Genomic DNA, 18,151 nt, shown 5'->3' with positions numbered 1-18,151 from the left:
TCCAGGAGGACTCATGAGCAATCAGGCACTGCCGCCCGTCGTCGACACCGATACCTGGCAGCGTGAACTCGACGCGCTGCGCGTGCGCGAGAAGGCCGCCACCCGCGAACTCGACGCCATCGCCGCACAGCGCCGCCGACTGCCGATGGTCGAAATGCCCGACTACACCCTCGAAGGCGAGGAGGGAACGGTCCGGCTGGCCGATATCTTCCGCGACCGGCCGCAATTGATCGTCTACAGCCACATGTGGTTTCCGGGTGAAGAGTGGCAGTGTCCCGGCTGCACCGGATTGACCTCGCAGTACACCCGATTGGAGTTCCTGAACAACTATGACGCCAGGTTCGTCATAGTCACCCAGGGGCCGATCGACGAGGCACTCGCCTACAAACGCCGGGTCGGCAACAAAATGGACTGGTACTCCACCGCGAACAGCCCCTTCGGCGCCGATATCGGCGCACCTCCCGGCGGTGGCTTCGGGCTCAATGTGTTCCTTCGCAACGGCGACACCGTGTACCGCACCTGGCACACCAACGGCCGCGGCACCGAACAGATCAGCAATTTCTTCGGCCTGATCGACCTACTACCCTACGGCCGCCAGGAGGAATGGCAGGACTCCCCCGACGGCTGGCCCAAGTCCCCGACCTACAGCCGCTGGGGCAGCTCGAAGGACATCGCCGCCGCATACGGTGCCCAGGAGGCGTGAATCCACCTCTGCGACAATAGCGCTCGGTGTATAGCGATGATTCGGTCGAATACTCGACGCGGGCAGTGGAGTACGTTGCCGCGCGGTCCCAGGGAAGCCCCTTGGACCGCGCGGTGCCGGCGACGGTGAACTTCCATCCCGACTGGCCCGCATCCCGGATATCGGGGCACGCAGGGTGTTTCGCTCACTGTGGACGGCAGAGTCGATCCCCGACTGCTGGGCGCGGCCGCACAGTCATACGAATACGATCCCCAATCGCTCGAGAAAGTCTGGCACTACCCGGCCCGGTTCGGAGCCAACGCGCACCTTCGCGAGCCGGCCGATCGCGACCAGGGGCAGACTGGGGGAGGAAACGGGTGTGGCGGTCCTGAGGGAGAATACGGACGTGAGCGCAATCAGGAATAAGTTCAGAGATCGGTTCGGGCTACCGGCGGTCGTGACGCAGGCGGGTGCCACGGCACCTGTTACCTGGTAATTCGATGTCGGACCAAGAATTACCGGAGACCGGCGGGAACACGTTCGACGCGGTGGAACGGTTACGCCGGAAACTGGAAGCTTTGAAAGCCGCCGAAACCACCTCCCCCGAAGCGGGCCCCGGCAATTCGAAACTCATCCGACTACCCCGCCGCCCGCGGCGCATGACGGACCAGCCCAGCGCGCACCCTCACCAACCCTGGCGTTCGGAAGGCACCCACCTCCACGACCCCGAACCAACCAGACCCGTACTCCGATCAGAACTACAGCGCGAAACCGGCTGGTGGCCCCTCGACCCCAGCCAAACCCCACCCCCCGCACCGGGCGACAACCCGCGCGACCCCGAACATGACAGCACCGTCATCGACCTGGCCGCCCTGCGCAGAAAACGAGCCGGCGACGACGCCCCGGCCGCAAGCATCAAGCGCATGGCCAAACCCCGCAGAATCAGCCCCGCCACCGAACCCAACACCGACGGTGGTCAGAACGGTTACCCCGATTCTCAGCGGCCGGACGGATCGCAGACATAATCTCGCGTGACAGCGCATCTCGATAGTGAGTCCTCTCACAGCGGTTTTTCCGTCTGCGGGATGCCGGGTTAACAGTCGGTCATCGGAATGCCATCGGGGCGTCATCGAAGGATCGAAGGGCAAGGCGCACAATAGTTTCCGCACCCGGCGCCGGATTGAGGTCCTACCCGCATTCTGGACCCGGCGCCGCGTTTTCGATGCGAACCCGTCCCCCACGATCGCGTCGGTCACGGGATGCCGCGCGCCTTCGTCGCCGGGTGCACTCCAACCGCAGCCCGGAGGTGCCCCCATGTTCGAATCATGTTGTTCCCCATACGAATCCGCTCATCTGCTGCGGTCGCGGTATGGGCTACCCGTGGAGCTATTCGCCGATCGGTTATACCTGACCACCGGGCAGGAACTGGAGGCGATCGTCGTGCCCACCGGCCTGAGTGAACGCGTTCGGGCACGGCTCGGCTATCTCGCGCAGCCCACACCCGCCGTTGTCGACCCGCGCAATCGCCGCTGGACGTTCCTCACTACGCCGCCGGCGCCGTATCACGATGTGCCCCAGCCACTTCAGCGCCGCCTGGAATGTCAGGGCGTCTCCCTCTCCCAGCCCGGCACCCGCGTCATGCTGCCTCGGTCGGATGACTCCATCGGCTGGCGCTGGGCCTGTGAACCCGCACCGGGCCAACTACGACTACCGCAGCGCGGGCTGGTTCTCGGCGCCATCCGCCTGTCGATACTCGAAGGTATGGACAATGTTCCGGCATGAGCACGTGGCGACGGATTCGCGACTGCCCGATTGGCATGAACTGCTCGCCACGTTCGGCGGCCACCGCGGCGAACAACCCGGCGATCATCCACTACTCCGCTCGGCCCGCACCCTGGCCGAGCTCCACCACGACCGCCTCGACCAGCCCGCCCGCGCCGCCGAGATCGACTGCCGCAGAAGCGAACTGATCGCCACCATCGACGGCTGGATGAACACCCAACCCCGCCGCTCGTATTGCGCCCACCGAATACCACCTATCGCACTCGGCGGCGTCGTCGACCGCATGGCCGCCTGCCACGCCCACGCCGACCACCTGTTGCACTCCAGCACCGACATCTCCGAGGAACGCGTACATATCGCCTGGCATCGCCTGGCCGCCCTCGCCGACGACTGGTCCGACCTGGTCGCCGGAGTCCCACCCAGCGAGCGATTACACACCAGCCGCGACCCCGGCCGATGCCGATGTACTCGGTGACACACGCCCGGAGGAACCCCTGCGCGACCGCACGCGCGGATAGCCCATAGCTATGAGTCGGTTACCAGCGTAGATTCCCTGGTGCACACAGCTCGGGCCGTCTTCCGCGAAGGGTTCGCCATGATGAGTGTGTCGACTCGATGTCGAGTAGGTGCCGTGCTGGCGCTCACCTTCGCCATCTATGCGTGTGGGTCGGACCGCAGTACAAGCTCGCAGGGGTCCGGAACCCAGTCCCCCGAAGCCGCCCGAATTGTCGACATCGTTCATGCCAAGATGGCCGAACTCGACCTCAGCGCAGCGGTTTTCGGGGTTTGGCGGGGCAAAGAAGAGGTTGTCGTCGGCGCGGCGGGGGGCTCACCCCTGGGCGTGCCGGCGAGCACCGACATGCGGCTACGAGTCGGTCAGCCGATGGAGCCGATGCTGTCCACCGTGCTCTGGCACCTGGATGGAACCGGTGCGCTGCGCCTGGACGCGCCGATTTCCCGCTGGCTGCCGGACTTCCCGCGCGCCGATCGGATCACCCCGCGAATGCTCGCAAACAGCACCTCGGGAATCTCCGACTATGTCACCGACCCCGAATTCCTGAAACGCTTCGGCGACAACCCATTCCATACCTGGACCGCCCAGGAACTCTTCGACCTGGCCAATGCCCGGCCACCGCTGTTCGACCCCGGAACCAGCTTCGCCTACGCCCACAGCGACCTGGTCGTACTCGGCGAGGTCATGCAGCGGGCCACCGGTAAACCACTCGGCGACCTGATCGCCCAGTACGTCCTGAATCCGCTCGGCATGAGCCGGACTCACGTCGTGCTCACCGCTCAGATCGAAGCGCCGATTCTGCACGGGTACACCGACGAGCGGAAAATCTTCGAGGACGCCACCTTCTGGAACCCGACGGCCTTCCTGCACAGCGGCAATATGAACTCCACCGTCACCGACGTCGGCCGCTGGGTCCGCGCCCTCGGTAAGGGAGAACTGCTCTCCGACAAGCAATTCCAGCAGATGATGGGGCCCTCCACCGCCGGCCTCGGACCCCTCACGGCTCAGAAATACTTCGCCTTCGGCGTCCCGCACATGGGCGATTGGCTCTTCATGAATCCGTCGTACGGCGGATACAACGGCGTGGCCTTCTATGACAGCAAAACCTCGACCACGGTTGTCGTCTACGGCACCCTCGGCCCCACCGCCGACGCCGATAAGGACAACGCCATCCCTATCGGCGCCGCGATCGCCACCCTGCTGGTCCCGGACCGACCCCCGCCGCTCCCCTGACCCGATCCCTAGGCCCGCTGTTCCTGCGACTGGATTGCCGACTCCACGCTCGGCTGCAGTGGAATGACGGTGGCGCGTTCCCCATCGTCGGTACACAGCCGAAACAGCAGCAGGAAGAGCCAGTCGATAAGGAACGGCACCGCGAGGATCAGCACCGCAGGCAGCGCGATCAGCAGAAACTGAAGCCATTCGCGTCCCCCGGCGCCGGCCATGCGGCCGCCGAACCGTACAGCGGCCCACATCATCCAACGCTGAGGTCTCGAGACCCCGCACTCGCGCAGTACCCGTCGGAAGATACCGTCGGCGTCCGACCGGCCGACCGGTTCGTACTCGCACAGATAGTCGTGCAGGATCGCCGCACGGGTGTAGGTGCCGTAGCGCGGGATCAACCAGATCAAAGGTCTTGGCACCGAGGCGAAATCGGTGACGAACCCCACCGGCACGGTGAAGACGTGAGTGGCGGCGCGATAGGTGAGCGGAACCCGCATTCGCCAGCTGACCGCGTCGACTTCCTCGACGACCACAGCATATTCACCAAGAAAGGGCATCAGGAGACCTCCTGATTCAACGCGTCGACGTCGCGCGGGAACTCCTCGCCGATGTTGTCGCCGCCGTGCGGGCAGAACGTACCGGGCAGCATGAGAACGTCGATCATGACCGGACCCCGCTGTCCACGGCGACGATGCCGCAGGCGGCGGCGAACTCATCGGGTGACAGACCATCGGCGCTGTTCATGTCGCAGGAACCGAACGGTGCACAACCCTCGGGAAGCCCACCGCCCCAACCCTGTCCATCGGTGTACTGGTGCGCGACCTGACCCGGCAGCCGCGGATCCCGGCCGTACCCCGCGGCGATCACGCGCAGTCCATCGGGCCGGGTCGGCCACATGGTCGCGAAGTCACCGGCATTGGCGTAACCGATGACGCGGCGCGGATCCCCCAACCAGTCGGCGACGGCCCAGTAGGCGCGGTTGACACCCTCGGACTGGTCGCCGGATGGATTTCCACCCCGTTCGACATCGACCATCACGCTCATGCGCGGATGCGGACCGCCCGCCTCGGTGACCATGTCGATGCAGGTCTGCACTGTTTCTTGCCAGTTGGGACGCCAGTAGAAGTAGACGATGAAGCACGCCAGGCGCCCGGAATCCGCAGCGGCCGTGGCCCATTGGTAGTTGTGCGCGAACTGACTGTCGCGATAGGTGCCGTCGTTGCTGCGAAACGACAGGACTTGATACGGATAGTCGTCGTCGACGGATGCCTGAAAAGCGGACACGTCAGCGAAAAGGGTGTCGGTCATTGGTCTTCCCCCCGGTGGATACTGCCGGCGGCCTTGATCGCCGCCGATCCTAAGGTAGAAAATCCAATGCCTGATCCGCACCGGAATTTACGTCGAAATCACGTAAAAGGTGAGGTCACAACGGCTTTCCGAGTTTTCCGGTCCGGCGGGCGGTGACCAGATACAGCACCACCAGCAGCACGCTGAGCCAGACGTAGGCATTGCCATAGACGTGTTGCCAAGGCGTCCACGATGTTTCGTGGTTGTCGCCGCCCGGCACCCAATTCTGCGGGCCGTACACGAAGATCGCGGCGGTGAGCACGGTGACCACGTACCAGCCCACCGCACCACGCCAGGGCAGCCGAGTCGCGTAACCGACCATCGCGAGCAGCGCCGGGGCGATCCACACCCAGTGATGCGACCACGAGATCGGAGAGACCAGCAGGGTGAAGACGGCATTGATCGCCAACGCCAGCGGCGGGAAGTCCACGGCCTGCCGCATTGCGGCTACCACCAGCGCCAGCACCATCGCGCCGAGCACCAGCCACAGGACGGTGAACAGTGGCTTGTGAATCTCGAACCGCGCCAGTACAGCTTGAATCGACTGATTGGTATGAAAGGCCGAACCGCTCAAACCGGAGACATTGCCGAGCCCGCCGAACCAGTACTCCATCGACGATTTGGGCAGCACCGGGAAGGCCAGCAGCGTCGCGGCCGTACCGGTGATCGCGGCGGTGGCGGCAGCCCGATAGTCGCGACGAATCAGGAAATAGAGCACGAACGCGGCCGGGGTCAACTTCACCGCGGCGGCGATACCGACCAGCATGCCGCGCTTCCACTTCGGCTTCTCCGTCAGGCAGTCGGCCACCACCAGCGCCATCAGCAACAGATTGACCTGACCGAAATCCAGGGTCGAGCGGACCGGTTCCAGCAGCAGCGCCAACGGTGTCGCGCAAGCGGTCGCGAACAGCGCCAGCAGACGCCGGTCCTCGCCCGCCCAGATCCGGCGAGCGACCACATACAGCGAGAGCGCCAGCGCCGCGACCGAGGTCACGAAGAATCCGAACGCGGCCGCGGTCCACGGCAGCAACGCGAACGGCGACAGGATCAGCGCGGCGAACGGCGGATAGATGAACGGCAGCCCGATCCCGATGGTGGTCTGTGGCAACTGGCCGTACAGGTCGCCGCCGTCGCGCAGCGTATCGATCCCGATCCGATACACCTGCAGATCGATGAACCCGCCGGTAATCCGGGTGAACGGCCAGATGGGTCGCGTCAGACACAGTGCGGTGAAGGCCGCGAGCAACGGCGGAACCAGCCACATCGCCCGGCCGAAACGGCGGTCCAGCGGCTTCGGCATCTCGACAGCGGTGGAACTACTCATCTGCGGCGACGATACCGGTATCCGCGGCGGCAATCGACCCGCGGGCCGTCTCGAGCCGGCCCGCGCCCACCGAACCGGTCAACTGGGCGATGACGCCGGTGCCAGGCCCAAGTCGTGCACGACCTTCGTGAGAGCCTGGATCGGCTCGTTCAGTAGCGCGTCACATGCTCGGGGAACGCGTGCACGATCTCACCCGCGCCAACGAGGACGACCAGCCGCGCAGCTGCTGCTTGATCACAGCTGTTTCGTACCAGGTCAGTGGACCAGGACAGCAATGCCAACTCTTCAGCGGGTGAGGCGACCATGCTGAACGAGGGCCCAGCCGAGCACCGCGAGCGCACCGGTATTGGCCAGCGCCCGCACGATATTCCAGGTCAGCCAAGGCATCTCGAAATCCTTCCGCAACCCCGCGTAGTCGACCACACCCTGCGCGTCGGTAGCGGTGGCCAACTGGTCGTTCAACGGCACATTGAACCCGGACGTGACGATCAGACTCACCAGATTCAACGCCACCGCCACCCCAACCCAAATCAGCACCGGCCGCAGATCCGACCGTAGATGCAGCAGCGCCGCAAGAATCGAAAAGGCAACCGACCCAAGGAAACTCAGCATGAAAACCGGATTGACGATCACCACATTGATCTTGTTCATCACCTCGACATACGTCTTGTCATCGAACTTCCCCAACCCGATCATGACCGAGCACGCGTACGCGTAGAACACGCCCGCCAACAACCCGGTCGTAACCATCGCGACAATCAGCGAAACCACCGCGGACACCTGCGACCCCGTCGCTACTGCGTTCTTCAATGTTGTTCCTTCCGAACCGAATACCGAGTTCAAGAAGTAGCAACCGCGGGTCAACCGGAACAACGCCCGATCCCTCGAGGTTCATGTAGCCACGCTCAACGATCACCCGAAGCCCCTACGAGAGCCACGTTCCAGGGCCATCTGAATCCTTCACCAAGCTCCCCGAGATGCCAGAACACCGATGCGGCAGACCAACCGACCTCGCCAAGCACTCGACAGCGAGTGCAGCGGGATTGACTGACGGACTGAAAAGTCCTGGCGCATCAAGCCTTTCGAGCGATGTAGTAGCTATTGAGGATGTCGGCGGCGACGTGCTCGATATCGACGAAGGCGAATCCGGCTTCATGGAGCATGCGGGTTGCGACCTGCTCGCCCCACATGGTCCCGAGTCCATCGCCGTCGAGCGCCAAAGACACTGTCATGCAATGCATTGTGGAGATGGCGTACATGCCCGTCGCGAGGGGATGCTCCAAATTTTCTTCCAGATTGCTGGAGGCACGGACATCCACCATCAGAAATGTGCCGTCGTCCTTCAATGCCTCGGCAATGCCGCGCAGGACCTGCGCCGGGTGCGCCTGATCGTGGATGGTGTCGAATGCGGTGATCAGGTCGAATTGGTGGGACATACCCAGATTCGTGACATCGCGAACCTCGAACCGGGTATTGGTCACCCCCATCGCCTCGGCCTCCGCGCGACCCGCCGCGATACCTTCCTCGGAGAAGTCGTAGCCGATGAATCGACTGTTCGGAAACTCCCGGCCGAGCAAGTTGAGAGCATGCCCGCTACCGCAGCCGACATCCGCGACTTCCATTCCCGCCCTTAGCCGTTCGGGCAGACCAGGGACCAGGGCTATGGTGACGTCGATGAGCGCGACATCGTGAATCCCGGCGCTTTCCTCTGCCATGAGCTGCTGGAATCGACCGTACTTCGAGTATGGCACCCCGCCACCGTTTCGAAAACAGTCGACAATCTCGGGTTCGACACTGGCGGCCAGCGGAATGTACTGCGCGAACGCCGCGATATTCTCCGGACCTGCTGCCCTGGTCACGGCCGCGGCATGCTCGGGAGGCAAGGCGAATGTACGTGCGCCGGGGTCGTAGTCGACAATCCTGCCGACGGTGAGCGCGGACAACCACTCACGGACATAGCGCTCATTCAGCTTCGCGGCGTGAGCAATATCCTCGCTGGTAGCGGGAGGCAATGAACTCATCACGTCGAACAATCCGGTCTGATGACCGATACTGACCATCAGGGTCAGAAATCCGTCATTGATGACCTCGAGCATCCGATTGCCGAAAGCCTCTGCCCGCGCAGCGAATTCCGCATCCGCGGGCTCAGTCGTATTCATGGTTTGTGTACCATCCGACATGACATCTCGATTCCCGATGAATTCGGTCTACCGCTTGGCGTAATCGGCGACACCCTGCCAGTCGATCATCACACAGGCTTCGTCCCCCACAACCCACGCGTCATGCCCCGGCGGCACAACCATGAAATCCCCTGGCACATATTCCTGTTGCCCACCGTCATCCATGGCCACCACCATGTGACCCGACACGCAGTAACCCATATGCGCCGCCTGACAACTATCGGTCTGAGCGATCGGCTTCACATGCTCCGACCACCGCCACCCAGGCTCGAACACCGCCCGCCCCACCGGCCCAGCCTCCAGATTGACCAGATCAAGCCGGCCCTTCCCTTGTTCGAAGGGTCGAGTCTCCTCAGGCGAATCAAAAGTCTTACGCACCAAACCGGACATGACAGCTCTCCTCTGAATCGCATTGCGACAGCAGGCAATAGCCGGAACCCCAAGCCCCGAAGACACTCTCCATCTGCGCCATAACCACCGCCGCTGTTCGCGGTCTCAAAAGACACCCACCCCACCCGCGGTGATGTCGACTATCCGCCACACCCAAACGATCGTGATGTGATGTGCACCACATGCTATTCCCCTGCGATCCCCTCCACAAGGCAACCCCAAGGCAAACGACGAAGGCCCGGTCCTGATGGACCGGGCCTTCTTGGTGGACGTTTGGAGATTAGGGTTCAGGCAATCCAGCTTTCGCCATATCACGCGGGTCCCTCCGGCACCCCGTCCCCGACCGCTGGGCCCGGTCACCGGATTCTCTGGCATGCTCTTGTCCCGTTAGCCTTTCGGCATCAGGTCAGCCATTCGACCCAAGAACCTCCCTCCAAGTCCCTCCCGGCTGCACCAGGAATACAACAGAGCGCCTCGCGGCGCACATCGTGCGTTCGACCACCCAGCAGTGGAGGCCGAGGCGGTCACCGGACTCGATGCCCTTGCGGGCGATACGGACGCCGATGCCGCGGTCGGCGCCGCCCGGACCGCCGTGCACCACCAGCACGGGCCGACCGTTGGGATTCCCACTGGTTCCCAGTAGATCCGGTTGCCGTCACCGACGTCGAGCAGCCCCGACGTGTAAGGCGCGATCTCGCGAAACGGCTGCCGCACACCGGAAGAAGGCATAGCGAAAGCAGTACTAGCGTCGGATCGCAGACCGCGTCTGCTACCCGGCCGCGCGGACAAGCGCCGAAGAACGCACTCAAATGCCGCTGATCGCGCTGACCGAACCGGCCAGCGTGGAGCGGCCGGACGCCGTAACCGGCTGCGGCGCACGGACGTCCGCTACTGCCGAGTACAAGGCACCCTGGTCTCCGATCGTGCGGACGTCGGGCTTGCGCTGTCCGCACCGAATCGATGGGCGTTATCGGCCTCAATCGTGGCTGATGATGACCTTTCCGAAGCCGCCCCCGGCGGCGATGTAGTTCAGTGCATCGGGAACCTGAGCGAAGGTGAACACGCGATCGATCACCGGGCTGAGCCGGTGGTATGTGAGCACCTGCGTGAGGGCCTCGAAATGCGCCCGGCTGCCGGTGGCGATCGGCCGCAACACCGCTCCGGTGTTGAACAGCAGTTCCGGATCGATCGGCTCGGCACCCGCGTCGCCGGAGAGCCAGTAGCCAATTACCGCGATCTCGGCCCCGAGAGCTGCCGCCCGGATCGACTTCCACAACGGCCCCGCACTGTCGATGACCCGATCCGCACCGGCGCCTCCGGTCGCCTCCCGCACCACGGTGTACCAGTCGGGTGTCCGGCGGTAGTCGACGACCTCGTCGACGCCTAGCTTGCGCAGCCGCTCCGCCTTCGCCTCGCTGGATGTCGTCGCGATCACCCGCGCTCCGGCCGCGACGGCCAACTGCACCGTGAACAGCGATACCGCCCCCGAGCCCAGCGTCAGGACCGTCTGGCCCGGACGCAGCGGCGCACCTGCGGTCAGCGCATGCCACGCGGTCACCGCGGCCAGCGGCAGCGCAGCAGCTTCCTGATAAGACAGGTAGTCGGGAATTCGAACCAGCCCCTGCTCGTCGAGCACCGCGTACTCGGTGAGCACACCGTCGACCATGGTGCCCAACTGCGCGGCCGCATCGAGCCGGAACGGCCCATCGACCCAGCGTGGAAACACCGTTGCGGCCACCCGATCCCCGATCGCGAACCGAGTGACATCTGCGCCGACCGCAACCACCTCGCCGACACCCTCGCATCCGGGAACGACGCCCGGTGCGATCGGCAACGGATAATTGTTCGCCAGCACCAGCAGGTCCCGGTAGCCCAGCGCGTTCGCGTGTATCCGCACCAACACCTGCCCCCGCTCAGGACTGAGCACCGTACGCCGCTGCAACGTCAACCCGTCCAGCCCGCGCCCAGGTTCGAGCCGGTAACTGCGCATCGACTCTGAATTCACTGTCCTGTTCCTTTCGACAATCGACCAGGACCACCCTGCGCCGCATCGCGGATACCGACAATTCCCCGCAGGATATGGACGGCGAACCGCCAGTTCGTGGCGGTTTCCTCACGAACATGGAGCCGAATAGCGGCCGAACCGGCTGGTTCGATCGGTGATCGGTGACGTTGCTTATCGGTGGATGTCAGCGTCACATCGGTGCCGCCGATGTTCGTATCAGCGAATTTTGACGTCGTGATCTTGGTTGTGGTCCGAGGATTCGTGTGCTTCATTCCGAACCTTCCGTGACACTTGGCGCGCGCATGTGGGGCCTTCGCGACCACACAGCCGGCAGGGCCGCCAGAAGTAGCCCGCGCTCTTACCGATGTGGCCCGGGCGCACCCGCGCGTCCGGGCCACCCACCCCCGCACAGGGCTGTCGCCCTGGTTGTGGACCTCAGGCGGGTTCCGCCGCCGACACTCAGTCGGTGGCCAAAGGGAGATCGCCGGTGGTCTTGCTGTAGCCGAGGGCCTCGACGATCCGGCCGTCTCGGACGCGCATGAGATTGACGCCCTCGACCCAGTCGTTCTCGCCCGCGCCGAAGCGGTACTGCCAGCGGATGGTCGCGCGGTCGTCGGCGATGATCACTTCCTGCGGCTGGAACTGGGTGGCGGTGTCCTCGACCAGGGTCTTCCAGAACAACAGGCAGGCATCCCGGCCCTCGACCCGCTCACCGACCGGTGCGGGCTGAACCGACTCCATGACGCAGTCGTCGTCGACGATATCGTCGAGCATCTCGGGTTCGCGATCGATGAAGGCGCGGTTGAACCGGTCCACGACCTCGGTGGTGGTACGCATGTCGAACTCCTCGGGTAGGGAGAGATGGGTGCCATGCGATCCTGCTGCCACTAGAAGCCGGTGGGAAACAGTCTTTTCGGGTTCCAGGTACAAACAGGATTTGGAACGCCAGGTCATCGGTTCACCTCCACGGCCGCGCGTATCGCGCGGACCAACAGTGTTATCAGTGGTTGCGGCGCCTGTATGGTCCAGACCACGGCCGCCTCGATGGGTGGCGCGTCGGCAATGCGGACAACACGATTGTTGGCGTCGGCGTTGCGGCGGCCCAGGGATTCGGGTGCGAGCCAGATCCCTTGCCTGCGGGCGGCGATGATCGGACCGTCGGCGGTGTCGGCGACGGTGGCCTCCGGTAGTTCGGGACCGGGGCGCAGGGCGGCGGCCCAATACCGTTCGGCCGCGGCGGACATGAAGATGCCCGGCAGTACCAGGGGGGCGGAGGTCAATTCGGCCAGCAGTACCCGGTCCCGATCGGCGAAATCCTCGTCGCGGGCGAATACCGCCACCCAGCCGTCGGAGCCGATCACGGTGTAGCGCAGCCCGCTTGCCTCGATCGGCAGCCACATCAGGGCCGCGTCCGCGCGGCCCGTTTCGAGTTCGCACAGGGTCTCCGCCATGGACCGCACGCTGACCAGCACCACCCGCAGGGTCGGATCCGCGGCTTCCAGCTCGTTGGCGACCCGGATCACGAAGGGGGCGGTCGACTGCGGGCAGAACACCACCCGCAGCCGGTTGATCGATTGTCCTGCGGCGTGGTTCACCCGCTCGGACAGCCCCGCCAGGCCGGTCAGCATGGCGCCCGCGCCCTCGGCGAAGATCTCACCGGCCGCAGTGAGCCGCACTCCGCGCGAATCCCGGACCAGCAGAACCGCGCCGAGCACCCGCTCCAGCTGCTTGATCTGCGCGGAGAGGGTCTGCTGGGTGAGGTGCAGCCGGGCTGCCGCGCGGGTGATGTTGCCTTCCTGCGCTACCGTGTGGAAGGACTCGAGCTGCCGGATGTTCAACTCCGGCAAGGTGGATCGGGGCCAGCGGTCGGATCGCCATACGTCCCGGTCCACCGCATCGGAACTCGCCATGGAGTCAGGCTTCCGTGATGCTCGCGGCGCCGGCGCCGCGGGTCGACCAGACTGCGAGGGCGGCAAGCACGCTCGATGTCGCGCCGAACCAGAGCACCGCCGACAGGGCGACGTTGTCGGTGATGAGCCCGCCGAAGAGTGCGCCCAGTGCGATAGCGAGGTTGAACATGGCGGTGTTCAGTGCGGTGGCCGCCTCCATGGACTCCGGCTGGGCACGCAGGATCCAGGTCTGTACGCCGACCGGGATGCCGCCGAAGGCCAGGCCCCACACCAGCAGCAGGCCCAGCGCGATCACCGAGGTGCCGCCCACCAGGGCGACGAGGACCAGCGCAGTCGCCAGCACGGCACTGATGGTGATGAGCGCCGCACGGACATCGCGAGAGGCCATGGTGCCGGTGAGGAAGTTGCCGATGATCCCGGCGATACCGAAGATCAGCAGAGCCGGACCGACCGCCGACTTGTCCAGCCCGGCCAGGTTCTGCAGGATCGGGCTCACGAAGGTGAAGGCCGCGAAATGCCCGCTCACCAGGAGGAAGGTGACGAGCACGCCAGCCCGCACCACCGGATTGCGGAATTGCTGACCGAGGGTGCGCAGGTGCACGGCCTGCGTCGCGGGCAGGTGCGGCAGCAGGGCGAGCAGCGCCACGACCACCACCAGCCCGAGGCCGCCGAGTACCCCGAATGCGATGCGCCAGTCGGTCGATTCGCCGATGAGCGTGCCCGCCGGGATGCCGAGGACATTGGCTGCGGTGGCGCCGCCGAAGGCTATGGCGGTGGCCTGGGGCACGAACTTCTCCGGCACCATGCGCACCGCGATTCCCGCGGCCAGTGCCCAGAATCCGCCGATGGCGATGCCGACCAGAAACCGGGAGGCCAGCAGCAACGCGAAATTGGGGGCGAAGGCCGAGAGGAGATCGGCGCCGACCATGAGGGTGATCAGGCCCAGCAGCACGACCCGGCGGTCCATCCTGCCGATGGCCACCGGCAGGATGGGCGCGGCCACCGATGCCACCAGGCCGGGCACGGTCACCATCAGTCCGGCGGTCCCCTCGGACACTCCGAGTGCGCTGCTCACCGAGGGGAGCAGGCCCACCGGCAGCTGTTCGGACGTCACCACGGCGAATGTGCCCATGGCCACAGCCGCGACGCCGAACCAGCGCCGCAGCGGCACCTGTTCGGCCACGAATTCCGGTGCCGCAGAGCCGGACACGGTCGTCATAGAAAACTCCTCGCTCGGGATCGGGACCTTCCGGTCACCAGGATCGGGCTCGCGGCCGCAGTGGCTCACCGGGCCCCAGTCCTAGAATGAGTGGCCGGCGACCGCCGAACAACGAGCAAGAAAGCAATGCCGCCTTAACCGCGGGGTTAACGAGACAGGGACTGCGTGGAGTTACGCGACATCGAGATCTTCTTGACGCTGGCCGAGGAGCTACATTTCGGGCGGACCGCCGAACGGCTCAATGTCACCCCGGCACGTATCACGCAGGCGATCAAGAAGCAGGAGCGGCAGATCGGCGCGCTACTGTTCGAGCGGACCAACCGCGTGGTACGGCTGACCGAGGTCGGCCGGCAGTTGCGCGACGACCTGCGTCCGCTCTACCAGGGCCTGGAGCAGAGCGTGCGGCGTGCGAAGCTGACCGCCAGCGGGCAGACGACGCAGCTGCGGGTCGCCCTGATGCCCTTCAACTACGAAGGGCTGCACAAGTATTGGGAAGAATTCCGCCGTCGGCACCCGCAATGGGGGCTGCGACTCTACCGGCTCGCGTTTACCGACCCGTTCAGTACGCTGCGAACCGGCCAGTACGATGCCCTCGTGATCTGGGGGCCGGTCGACGAGGACTTGACCATGGGGCCCGTGCTGTTTCGCGATTCCCGGGTGCTCTCGATCAGCAAGGACCACCCCCTGGCCGACCGGTCCGAGGTGTCGATCGAGGACTTCGCCGACTACCCGCACACCATGCCGCCGAACGCACAGCGCGACTGGGAGGAGACCTACCTCCCGTTCTTCACCCCGAGCGGCCGACCGATCACCCGCAGCCAGCCCGTGACCAACCCCGATGACCTGATCGATCGGATCGGCAACGGCGATATCGTTCACGCCTTCCCGGCCCACGTGCTCTACCACTGGGGCGTGACACACGTCCGCTGGATTCCCGTCACCGATATGCCGCCGCTGTCCTACGCGCTGGTGTGGCGCACCGAGAGCGAGCCGGTACGCGCACTCGCGCAGGTGATCAACGATCTGAGTAACGCTCCATAGTCTACGAATCGTGCGGCTGCCGGCAGCGGAAGGGCAAGCCCGTCAGGCGGTATGGCGGGTTCGTTCCCTTGGCGCGATCCGATCAGCGGTAGGAACCGGTGGTCAGGTCCGATATGACGTCGGGGCCCTTGGGCTCCCAGTTCAGCTGGTCGATCCCGGCCTGACCGGTGACGGTCTGGCTGAGAGCCAGGGCGTCGGCGAAGGTCGCGCCCAGTTCGGCTCGGGCCTGGTCGAGGGGCCAGACTTTGGTCTCACCGCAGACACCGGCCGCCCGCCCGGCGGCCGCGGCCAGTTCGGCGACCGAAACGGCGGGCTGGCTGATGCCATGCCAGACCGCACCCGCCGGGGCCGCGTCGACGACCTTGGCGAAAAGGTCTGCCAGGTCGTCTATGTGGACCATGGGCCACACGACCGAGCGGTCGGCGACGACCGTGGGAGCCTCATGCTTGCGGGCCAGATCGACCAGGAGAGCAGGAATTCCGCCGCCGCGGCCGTGGACGATGCCGGGGCGGATGACGGCCGCGCGGACATCGGTGTCGGCGAGCGCGAGGACCTGGCGTTCGATATCGGGGCGGTACCCGACGATGGGAATCGGGTTCGTGGGCGTGGTTTCGTCGGCGTCGTCGGTCGCGCCGAGCACCCATACTCCACTGGTGTAGACGAACGGCTTGCCGGTGCCGCGTAGCGGATCGGTGAGCGCGGTGACCGCGGCCGCGTCGACGGCCACATCCCCGCTGGGGGTGGCCAGGTTGATGACAGCGTCGATGTCGGAGGTGACCGCAGCGGTCAGCGACGCGGGGTCGGCGAGATCTCCCGTGCGGATCTCGTACGCACTCGTGCCGGTGCCGGTGCCGGTGCCGGTGCCGGGACGCTCGAGTGCCACGATCTCATGCCCGAGGGCCGAGAGGTGTTCGGCGACAGCGGAACCCACATAGCCGCGTGCGCCGATGAGTAGTACTCGCATGAAGAATCTCCTCCTGGTTGGACCAACCGCTCAGGACTACCCAACGGAGCCATAACGGTACCCCGGTATGGTATCACGCCGACCACGTCGATGTCAGCGATCCGGGACTGCGGCGGCGATCTAGGCGGCGAAAACACGGACCAGGTCGGTCTCGCCATCCACCGGTGGCCCGCTGACGCGGGGTCTCAGGCCGGGACGTCGGTCAGACGGCGCAGGGCGAACGGCTCGGCGAGGATCTCGTCGAGGACCTGGGCGACGTGCGTGAAGTGCGGCAGCGAGAAGTGATGGTCCAGAGCCGCCCTGCTGACCCACTCCTCGACGATGATCATGCGGTCGGGGCGGCTGGAGTCGGCGAACGGCTGGTAAGCGAGGCAGCCCTCCTCCGCAAGGGATGGCGCGATCATCGCGTCCAGCTCGTCGCGCAGACGCTGTTCCTGGCCCGGCTTGGCGACGAAGCCGGCAATGATGGTGAGCGTGTTCGACATGGTGATGACTCCGGATCTGGTGCAATCGATGGGTGTTGTTCGTGGCGAACGATGTTCATCCTGCGTACCCGCGCCGGATCCGCCCAGAGCTCCGCTCGACCGCAGGCCCGTCCCGCCTGGGTCTGGCAGGACCAGGCAGAACCGCACAGCCCTGGCCCACACTGGAGGCATGGATCGTGCACAGCAGCTCAGCGAGTTTCTCAAGACCCGACGCGCCCGCCTGCTGCCCGAAGACCTCGGCGCGGGCAGCTTCGGGGGCCGGCGGCAGGTGCCGGGCCTGCGTCGTGAGGAACTAGCCCTGCTGGCAGGGGTGAGTGTCGACTACTACACCCGCCTGGAGCAGGGCCGCGCTCGAAATGTCTCCCCCGACATCCTGGACGCTGTCGCCGGGGCACTGCGCCTCGACGCCGACGAGCGTACCCACCTGCACAACCTCGCCAAGCCTCCCAGCGCCCGCAAGCGCCCGGCCCGCCCGCAAAACGTCGGTCCCGAGATGAGCCAGGCGCTCCAGGCCCTCACCACGGTCCCCGCCTACATCATCGGACGCCGACTCGACATCCTGGCCTGGAACGACCTCGCCCGGACCCTGATCGCCGACTTCTCCGCCCTGCCTGTGGCCGAGCGGAACATGGCCCGGCTGGTCTTCCTCGATGACGCCACCCGGGATCTCTATCCCGACTGGGAGACCAAGGCCCGCGACACCGTCTCCAATCTTCGCCTGGATGCCGGCCGTCACCCAGCCGACCCCCGGCTGGCCACCCTGGTCGGCGAACTCTCCCTGGGCAGTGCCGACTTCCGGCGACTGTGGGCCGACCACAACGTCCGCGGAAAGACCCGTGGGCGTAAACGGTTCAACCACCCGCAGCTCGGCGAACTCGCCCTCGACTACGTCGCCATGCGGGCCCCCGACGACCCCGACATGACGATGATGATCTACAGCGCACCGCCTGGATCCGAGGCGGTCACCACCCTGCAGCTCTTGGCTGGCCTCACCACACCACCCGTTCCCGAAACGGCGAACGCCCCAGCGGAGAGCGCCCTCTGACCTGAACCGCAACACGCTGCGAAGAGCGCGGCCGGGATG

At 65.5% G+C, this 18,151-nt stretch carries 20 protein-coding genes and 2 pseudogenes; 7 read left to right on the top strand and 15 right to left on the bottom strand.

The window, feature by feature from the left end:
* Nucleotides 1-13 precede the first annotated feature (13 nt).
* From GFY24_RS11595 to GFY24_RS11575, 5 genes are all read left to right on the top strand, one after another.
* Nucleotides 14-703 (top strand): DUF899 family protein, encoded by a 690-nt coding sequence (locus GFY24_RS11595; RefSeq protein ID WP_153804998.1) that lies wholly within the window; start codon nucleotides 14-16, stop codon nucleotides 701-703.
* A 479-nt stretch (nucleotides 704-1,182) separates the two neighbouring features.
* Nucleotides 1,183-1,707, top strand: a complete 525-nt coding sequence (locus GFY24_RS11590; protein ID WP_153804997.1) for a hypothetical protein — start codon at nucleotides 1,183-1,185, stop codon at nucleotides 1,705-1,707.
* Between the two features lie 289 nt (nucleotides 1,708-1,996).
* Nucleotides 1,997-2,464, top strand: coding sequence for a hypothetical protein (locus tag GFY24_RS11585; protein WP_194852827.1), 468 nt, complete (start codon nucleotides 1,997-1,999; stop codon nucleotides 2,462-2,464).
* Nucleotides 2,451-2,939, top strand: a complete 489-nt coding sequence (locus GFY24_RS11580) for a DUF4254 domain-containing protein (RefSeq protein ID WP_153804995.1) — start codon at nucleotides 2,451-2,453, stop codon at nucleotides 2,937-2,939. Before GFY24_RS11585 ends, GFY24_RS11580 begins: the two co-directional genes overlap by 14 nt.
* A gap of 123 nt (nucleotides 2,940-3,062) precedes the next feature.
* On the top strand, nucleotides 3,063-4,211 hold the full coding sequence (locus GFY24_RS11575; protein ID WP_153805189.1) for a serine hydrolase: 1,149 nt from the start codon (nucleotides 3,063-3,065) through the stop codon (nucleotides 4,209-4,211).
* 8 nt (nucleotides 4,212-4,219) lie between these two features.
* Here the strand turns inward: GFY24_RS11575 and GFY24_RS11570 are convergent, their stop codons facing one another.
* The 13 genes and pseudogenes from GFY24_RS11570 to GFY24_RS11510 all read right to left on the bottom strand — a co-directional run bounded on the left by GFY24_RS11570 (nucleotide 4,220) and on the right by GFY24_RS11510 (nucleotide 14,577).
* Nucleotides 4,220-4,759: a DUF1353 domain-containing protein gene (locus tag GFY24_RS11570; RefSeq protein ID WP_153804994.1), complete on the bottom strand. Its 540-nt coding sequence runs from the start codon at nucleotides 4,757-4,759 to the stop codon at nucleotides 4,220-4,222.
* Between the two features lie 103 nt (nucleotides 4,760-4,862).
* Complete coding sequence (locus tag GFY24_RS11565) at nucleotides 4,863-5,510, bottom strand: hypothetical protein (RefSeq protein ID WP_153804993.1); 648 nt, start codon at nucleotides 5,508-5,510, stop codon at nucleotides 4,863-4,865.
* 115 nt (nucleotides 5,511-5,625) lie between these two features.
* On the bottom strand, nucleotides 5,626-6,873 hold the full coding sequence (locus tag GFY24_RS11560; RefSeq protein ID WP_228566195.1) for a glycosyltransferase 87 family protein: 1,248 nt from the start codon (nucleotides 6,871-6,873) through the stop codon (nucleotides 5,626-5,628).
* Nucleotides 6,874-7,158: 285 nt separating this feature from the next.
* Complete coding sequence (locus tag GFY24_RS11555) at nucleotides 7,159-7,683, bottom strand: DUF1772 domain-containing protein (RefSeq protein ID WP_228566194.1); 525 nt, start codon at nucleotides 7,681-7,683, stop codon at nucleotides 7,159-7,161.
* A 263-nt stretch (nucleotides 7,684-7,946) separates the two neighbouring features.
* Entirely contained in the window at nucleotides 7,947-9,032 is a 1,086-nt protein-coding gene (locus GFY24_RS11550) for a class I SAM-dependent methyltransferase (RefSeq protein ID WP_153804992.1), read from the bottom strand.
* Between the two features lie 48 nt (nucleotides 9,033-9,080).
* Nucleotides 9,081-9,443: a cupin domain-containing protein gene (locus GFY24_RS11545; RefSeq protein ID WP_153804991.1), complete on the bottom strand. Its 363-nt coding sequence runs from the start codon at nucleotides 9,441-9,443 to the stop codon at nucleotides 9,081-9,083.
* 406 nt (nucleotides 9,444-9,849) lie between these two features.
* Nucleotides 9,850-10,014: pseudogene (locus GFY24_RS41835) on the bottom strand (IS5/IS1182 family transposase); the annotation flags it as partial.
* 6 nt (nucleotides 10,015-10,020) lie between these two features.
* Nucleotides 10,021-10,172, bottom strand: a pseudogene (locus GFY24_RS41830) (prolyl aminopeptidase); the annotation flags it as partial.
* Nucleotides 10,173-10,419: 247 nt separating this feature from the next.
* Entirely contained in the window at nucleotides 10,420-11,448 is a 1,029-nt protein-coding gene (locus tag GFY24_RS11530) for an NAD(P)-dependent alcohol dehydrogenase (RefSeq protein ID WP_309230737.1), read from the bottom strand.
* Entirely contained in the window at nucleotides 11,445-11,720 is a 276-nt protein-coding gene (locus GFY24_RS11525; RefSeq protein ID WP_153804990.1) for a hypothetical protein, read from the bottom strand. The genes GFY24_RS11530 and GFY24_RS11525 overlap by 4 nt, the downstream gene beginning before the upstream one ends.
* A 187-nt stretch (nucleotides 11,721-11,907) precedes the next feature.
* Nucleotides 11,908-12,285: a nuclear transport factor 2 family protein gene (locus GFY24_RS11520; RefSeq protein WP_153804989.1), complete on the bottom strand. Its 378-nt coding sequence runs from the start codon at nucleotides 12,283-12,285 to the stop codon at nucleotides 11,908-11,910.
* 113 nt (nucleotides 12,286-12,398) lie between these two features.
* Nucleotides 12,399-13,358 (bottom strand): LysR family transcriptional regulator, encoded by a 960-nt coding sequence (locus tag GFY24_RS11515; RefSeq protein ID WP_153804988.1) that lies wholly within the window; start codon nucleotides 13,356-13,358, stop codon nucleotides 12,399-12,401.
* Nucleotides 13,359-13,362: 4 nt separating this feature from the next.
* Nucleotides 13,363-14,577, bottom strand: a complete 1,215-nt coding sequence (locus GFY24_RS11510; RefSeq protein ID WP_153804987.1) for an MFS transporter — start codon at nucleotides 14,575-14,577, stop codon at nucleotides 13,363-13,365.
* A 165-nt stretch (nucleotides 14,578-14,742) separates the two neighbouring features.
* On the opposite strand from GFY24_RS11510, the gene GFY24_RS11505 reads away from it, so the two are divergent.
* Nucleotides 14,743-15,618 (top strand): LysR family transcriptional regulator, encoded by an 876-nt coding sequence (locus tag GFY24_RS11505; RefSeq protein WP_309230736.1) that lies wholly within the window; start codon nucleotides 14,743-14,745, stop codon nucleotides 15,616-15,618.
* Between the two features lie 82 nt (nucleotides 15,619-15,700).
* Here GFY24_RS11505 and GFY24_RS11500 read toward each other — a convergent pair whose 3' ends face one another.
* Together GFY24_RS11500 and GFY24_RS11495 are read right to left on the bottom strand one after the other, a co-directional pair.
* The gene (locus GFY24_RS11500; RefSeq protein ID WP_153804985.1) at nucleotides 15,701-16,582 is read right to left on the bottom strand and encodes an NAD-dependent epimerase/dehydratase family protein; all 882 of its coding nucleotides are present in this window, start codon (nucleotides 16,580-16,582) and stop codon (nucleotides 15,701-15,703) included.
* Between the two features lie 185 nt (nucleotides 16,583-16,767).
* Nucleotides 16,768-17,067 (bottom strand): putative quinol monooxygenase, encoded by a 300-nt coding sequence (locus GFY24_RS11495; RefSeq protein WP_153804984.1) that lies wholly within the window; start codon nucleotides 17,065-17,067, stop codon nucleotides 16,768-16,770.
* Between the two features lie 169 nt (nucleotides 17,068-17,236).
* Here GFY24_RS11495 and GFY24_RS11490 point away from each other — a divergent pair, with 169 nt between their 5' ends.
* Nucleotides 17,237-18,112: a helix-turn-helix domain-containing protein gene (locus GFY24_RS11490; RefSeq protein WP_153804983.1), complete on the top strand. Its 876-nt coding sequence runs from the start codon at nucleotides 17,237-17,239 to the stop codon at nucleotides 18,110-18,112.
* Nucleotides 18,113-18,151: the final 39 nt, after the last annotated feature.

This window comes from Nocardia sp. SYP-A9097 (assembly GCF_009649815.1).
Lineage (GTDB): Bacteria > Actinomycetota > Actinomycetes > Mycobacteriales > Mycobacteriaceae > Nocardia.
This window is presented reverse-complemented; position numbering and strand designations above follow the sequence as displayed.

What these genes read in the sequence shown, in the direction of transcription:
- GFY24_RS11595 (WP_153804998.1), top strand. Translation starts at nt 14, where the DNA reads ATGAGCAATCAGGCACTGCCGCCCGTCGTCGACACCGATACCTGGCAG.
- GFY24_RS11590 (WP_153804997.1), top strand. Translation starts at nt 1,183, where the DNA reads ATGTCGGACCAAGAATTACCGGAGACCGGCGGGAACACGTTCGACGCG.
- GFY24_RS11585 (WP_194852827.1), top strand. Translation starts at nt 1,997, where the DNA reads ATGTTCGAATCATGTTGTTCCCCATACGAATCCGCTCATCTGCTGCGG.
- GFY24_RS11580 (WP_153804995.1), top strand. Translation starts at nt 2,451, where the DNA reads ATGTTCCGGCATGAGCACGTGGCGACGGATTCGCGACTGCCCGATTGG.
- GFY24_RS11575 (WP_153805189.1), top strand. Translation starts at nt 3,063, where the DNA reads ATGAGTGTGTCGACTCGATGTCGAGTAGGTGCCGTGCTGGCGCTCACC.
- GFY24_RS11570 (WP_153804994.1), bottom strand. Translation starts at nt 4,759, where the DNA reads ATGCCCTTTCTTGGTGAATATGCTGTGGTCGTCGAGGAAGTCGACGCG.
- GFY24_RS11565 (WP_153804993.1), bottom strand. Translation starts at nt 5,510, where the DNA reads ATGACCGACACCCTTTTCGCTGACGTGTCCGCTTTTCAGGCATCCGTC.
- GFY24_RS11560 (WP_228566195.1), bottom strand. Translation starts at nt 6,873, where the DNA reads ATGAGTAGTTCCACCGCTGTCGAGATGCCGAAGCCGCTGGACCGCCGT.
- GFY24_RS11550 (WP_153804992.1), bottom strand. Translation starts at nt 9,032, where the DNA reads ATGAATACGACTGAGCCCGCGGATGCGGAATTCGCTGCGCGGGCAGAG.
- GFY24_RS11545 (WP_153804991.1), bottom strand. Translation starts at nt 9,443, where the DNA reads ATGTCCGGTTTGGTGCGTAAGACTTTTGATTCGCCTGAGGAGACTCGA.
- GFY24_RS11525 (WP_153804990.1), bottom strand. Translation starts at nt 11,720, where the DNA reads ATGAAGCACACGAATCCTCGGACCACAACCAAGATCACGACGTCAAAA.
- GFY24_RS11520 (WP_153804989.1), bottom strand. Translation starts at nt 12,285, where the DNA reads ATGCGTACCACCACCGAGGTCGTGGACCGGTTCAACCGCGCCTTCATC.
- GFY24_RS11515 (WP_153804988.1), bottom strand. Translation starts at nt 13,358, where the DNA reads ATGGCGAGTTCCGATGCGGTGGACCGGGACGTATGGCGATCCGACCGC.
- GFY24_RS11510 (WP_153804987.1), bottom strand. Translation starts at nt 14,577, where the DNA reads ATGACGACCGTGTCCGGCTCTGCGGCACCGGAATTCGTGGCCGAACAG.
- GFY24_RS11500 (WP_153804985.1), bottom strand. Translation starts at nt 16,582, where the DNA reads ATGCGAGTACTACTCATCGGCGCACGCGGCTATGTGGGTTCCGCTGTC.
- GFY24_RS11495 (WP_153804984.1), bottom strand. Translation starts at nt 17,067, where the DNA reads ATGTCGAACACGCTCACCATCATTGCCGGCTTCGTCGCCAAGCCGGGC.
- GFY24_RS11490 (WP_153804983.1), top strand. Translation starts at nt 17,237, where the DNA reads ATGGATCGTGCACAGCAGCTCAGCGAGTTTCTCAAGACCCGACGCGCC.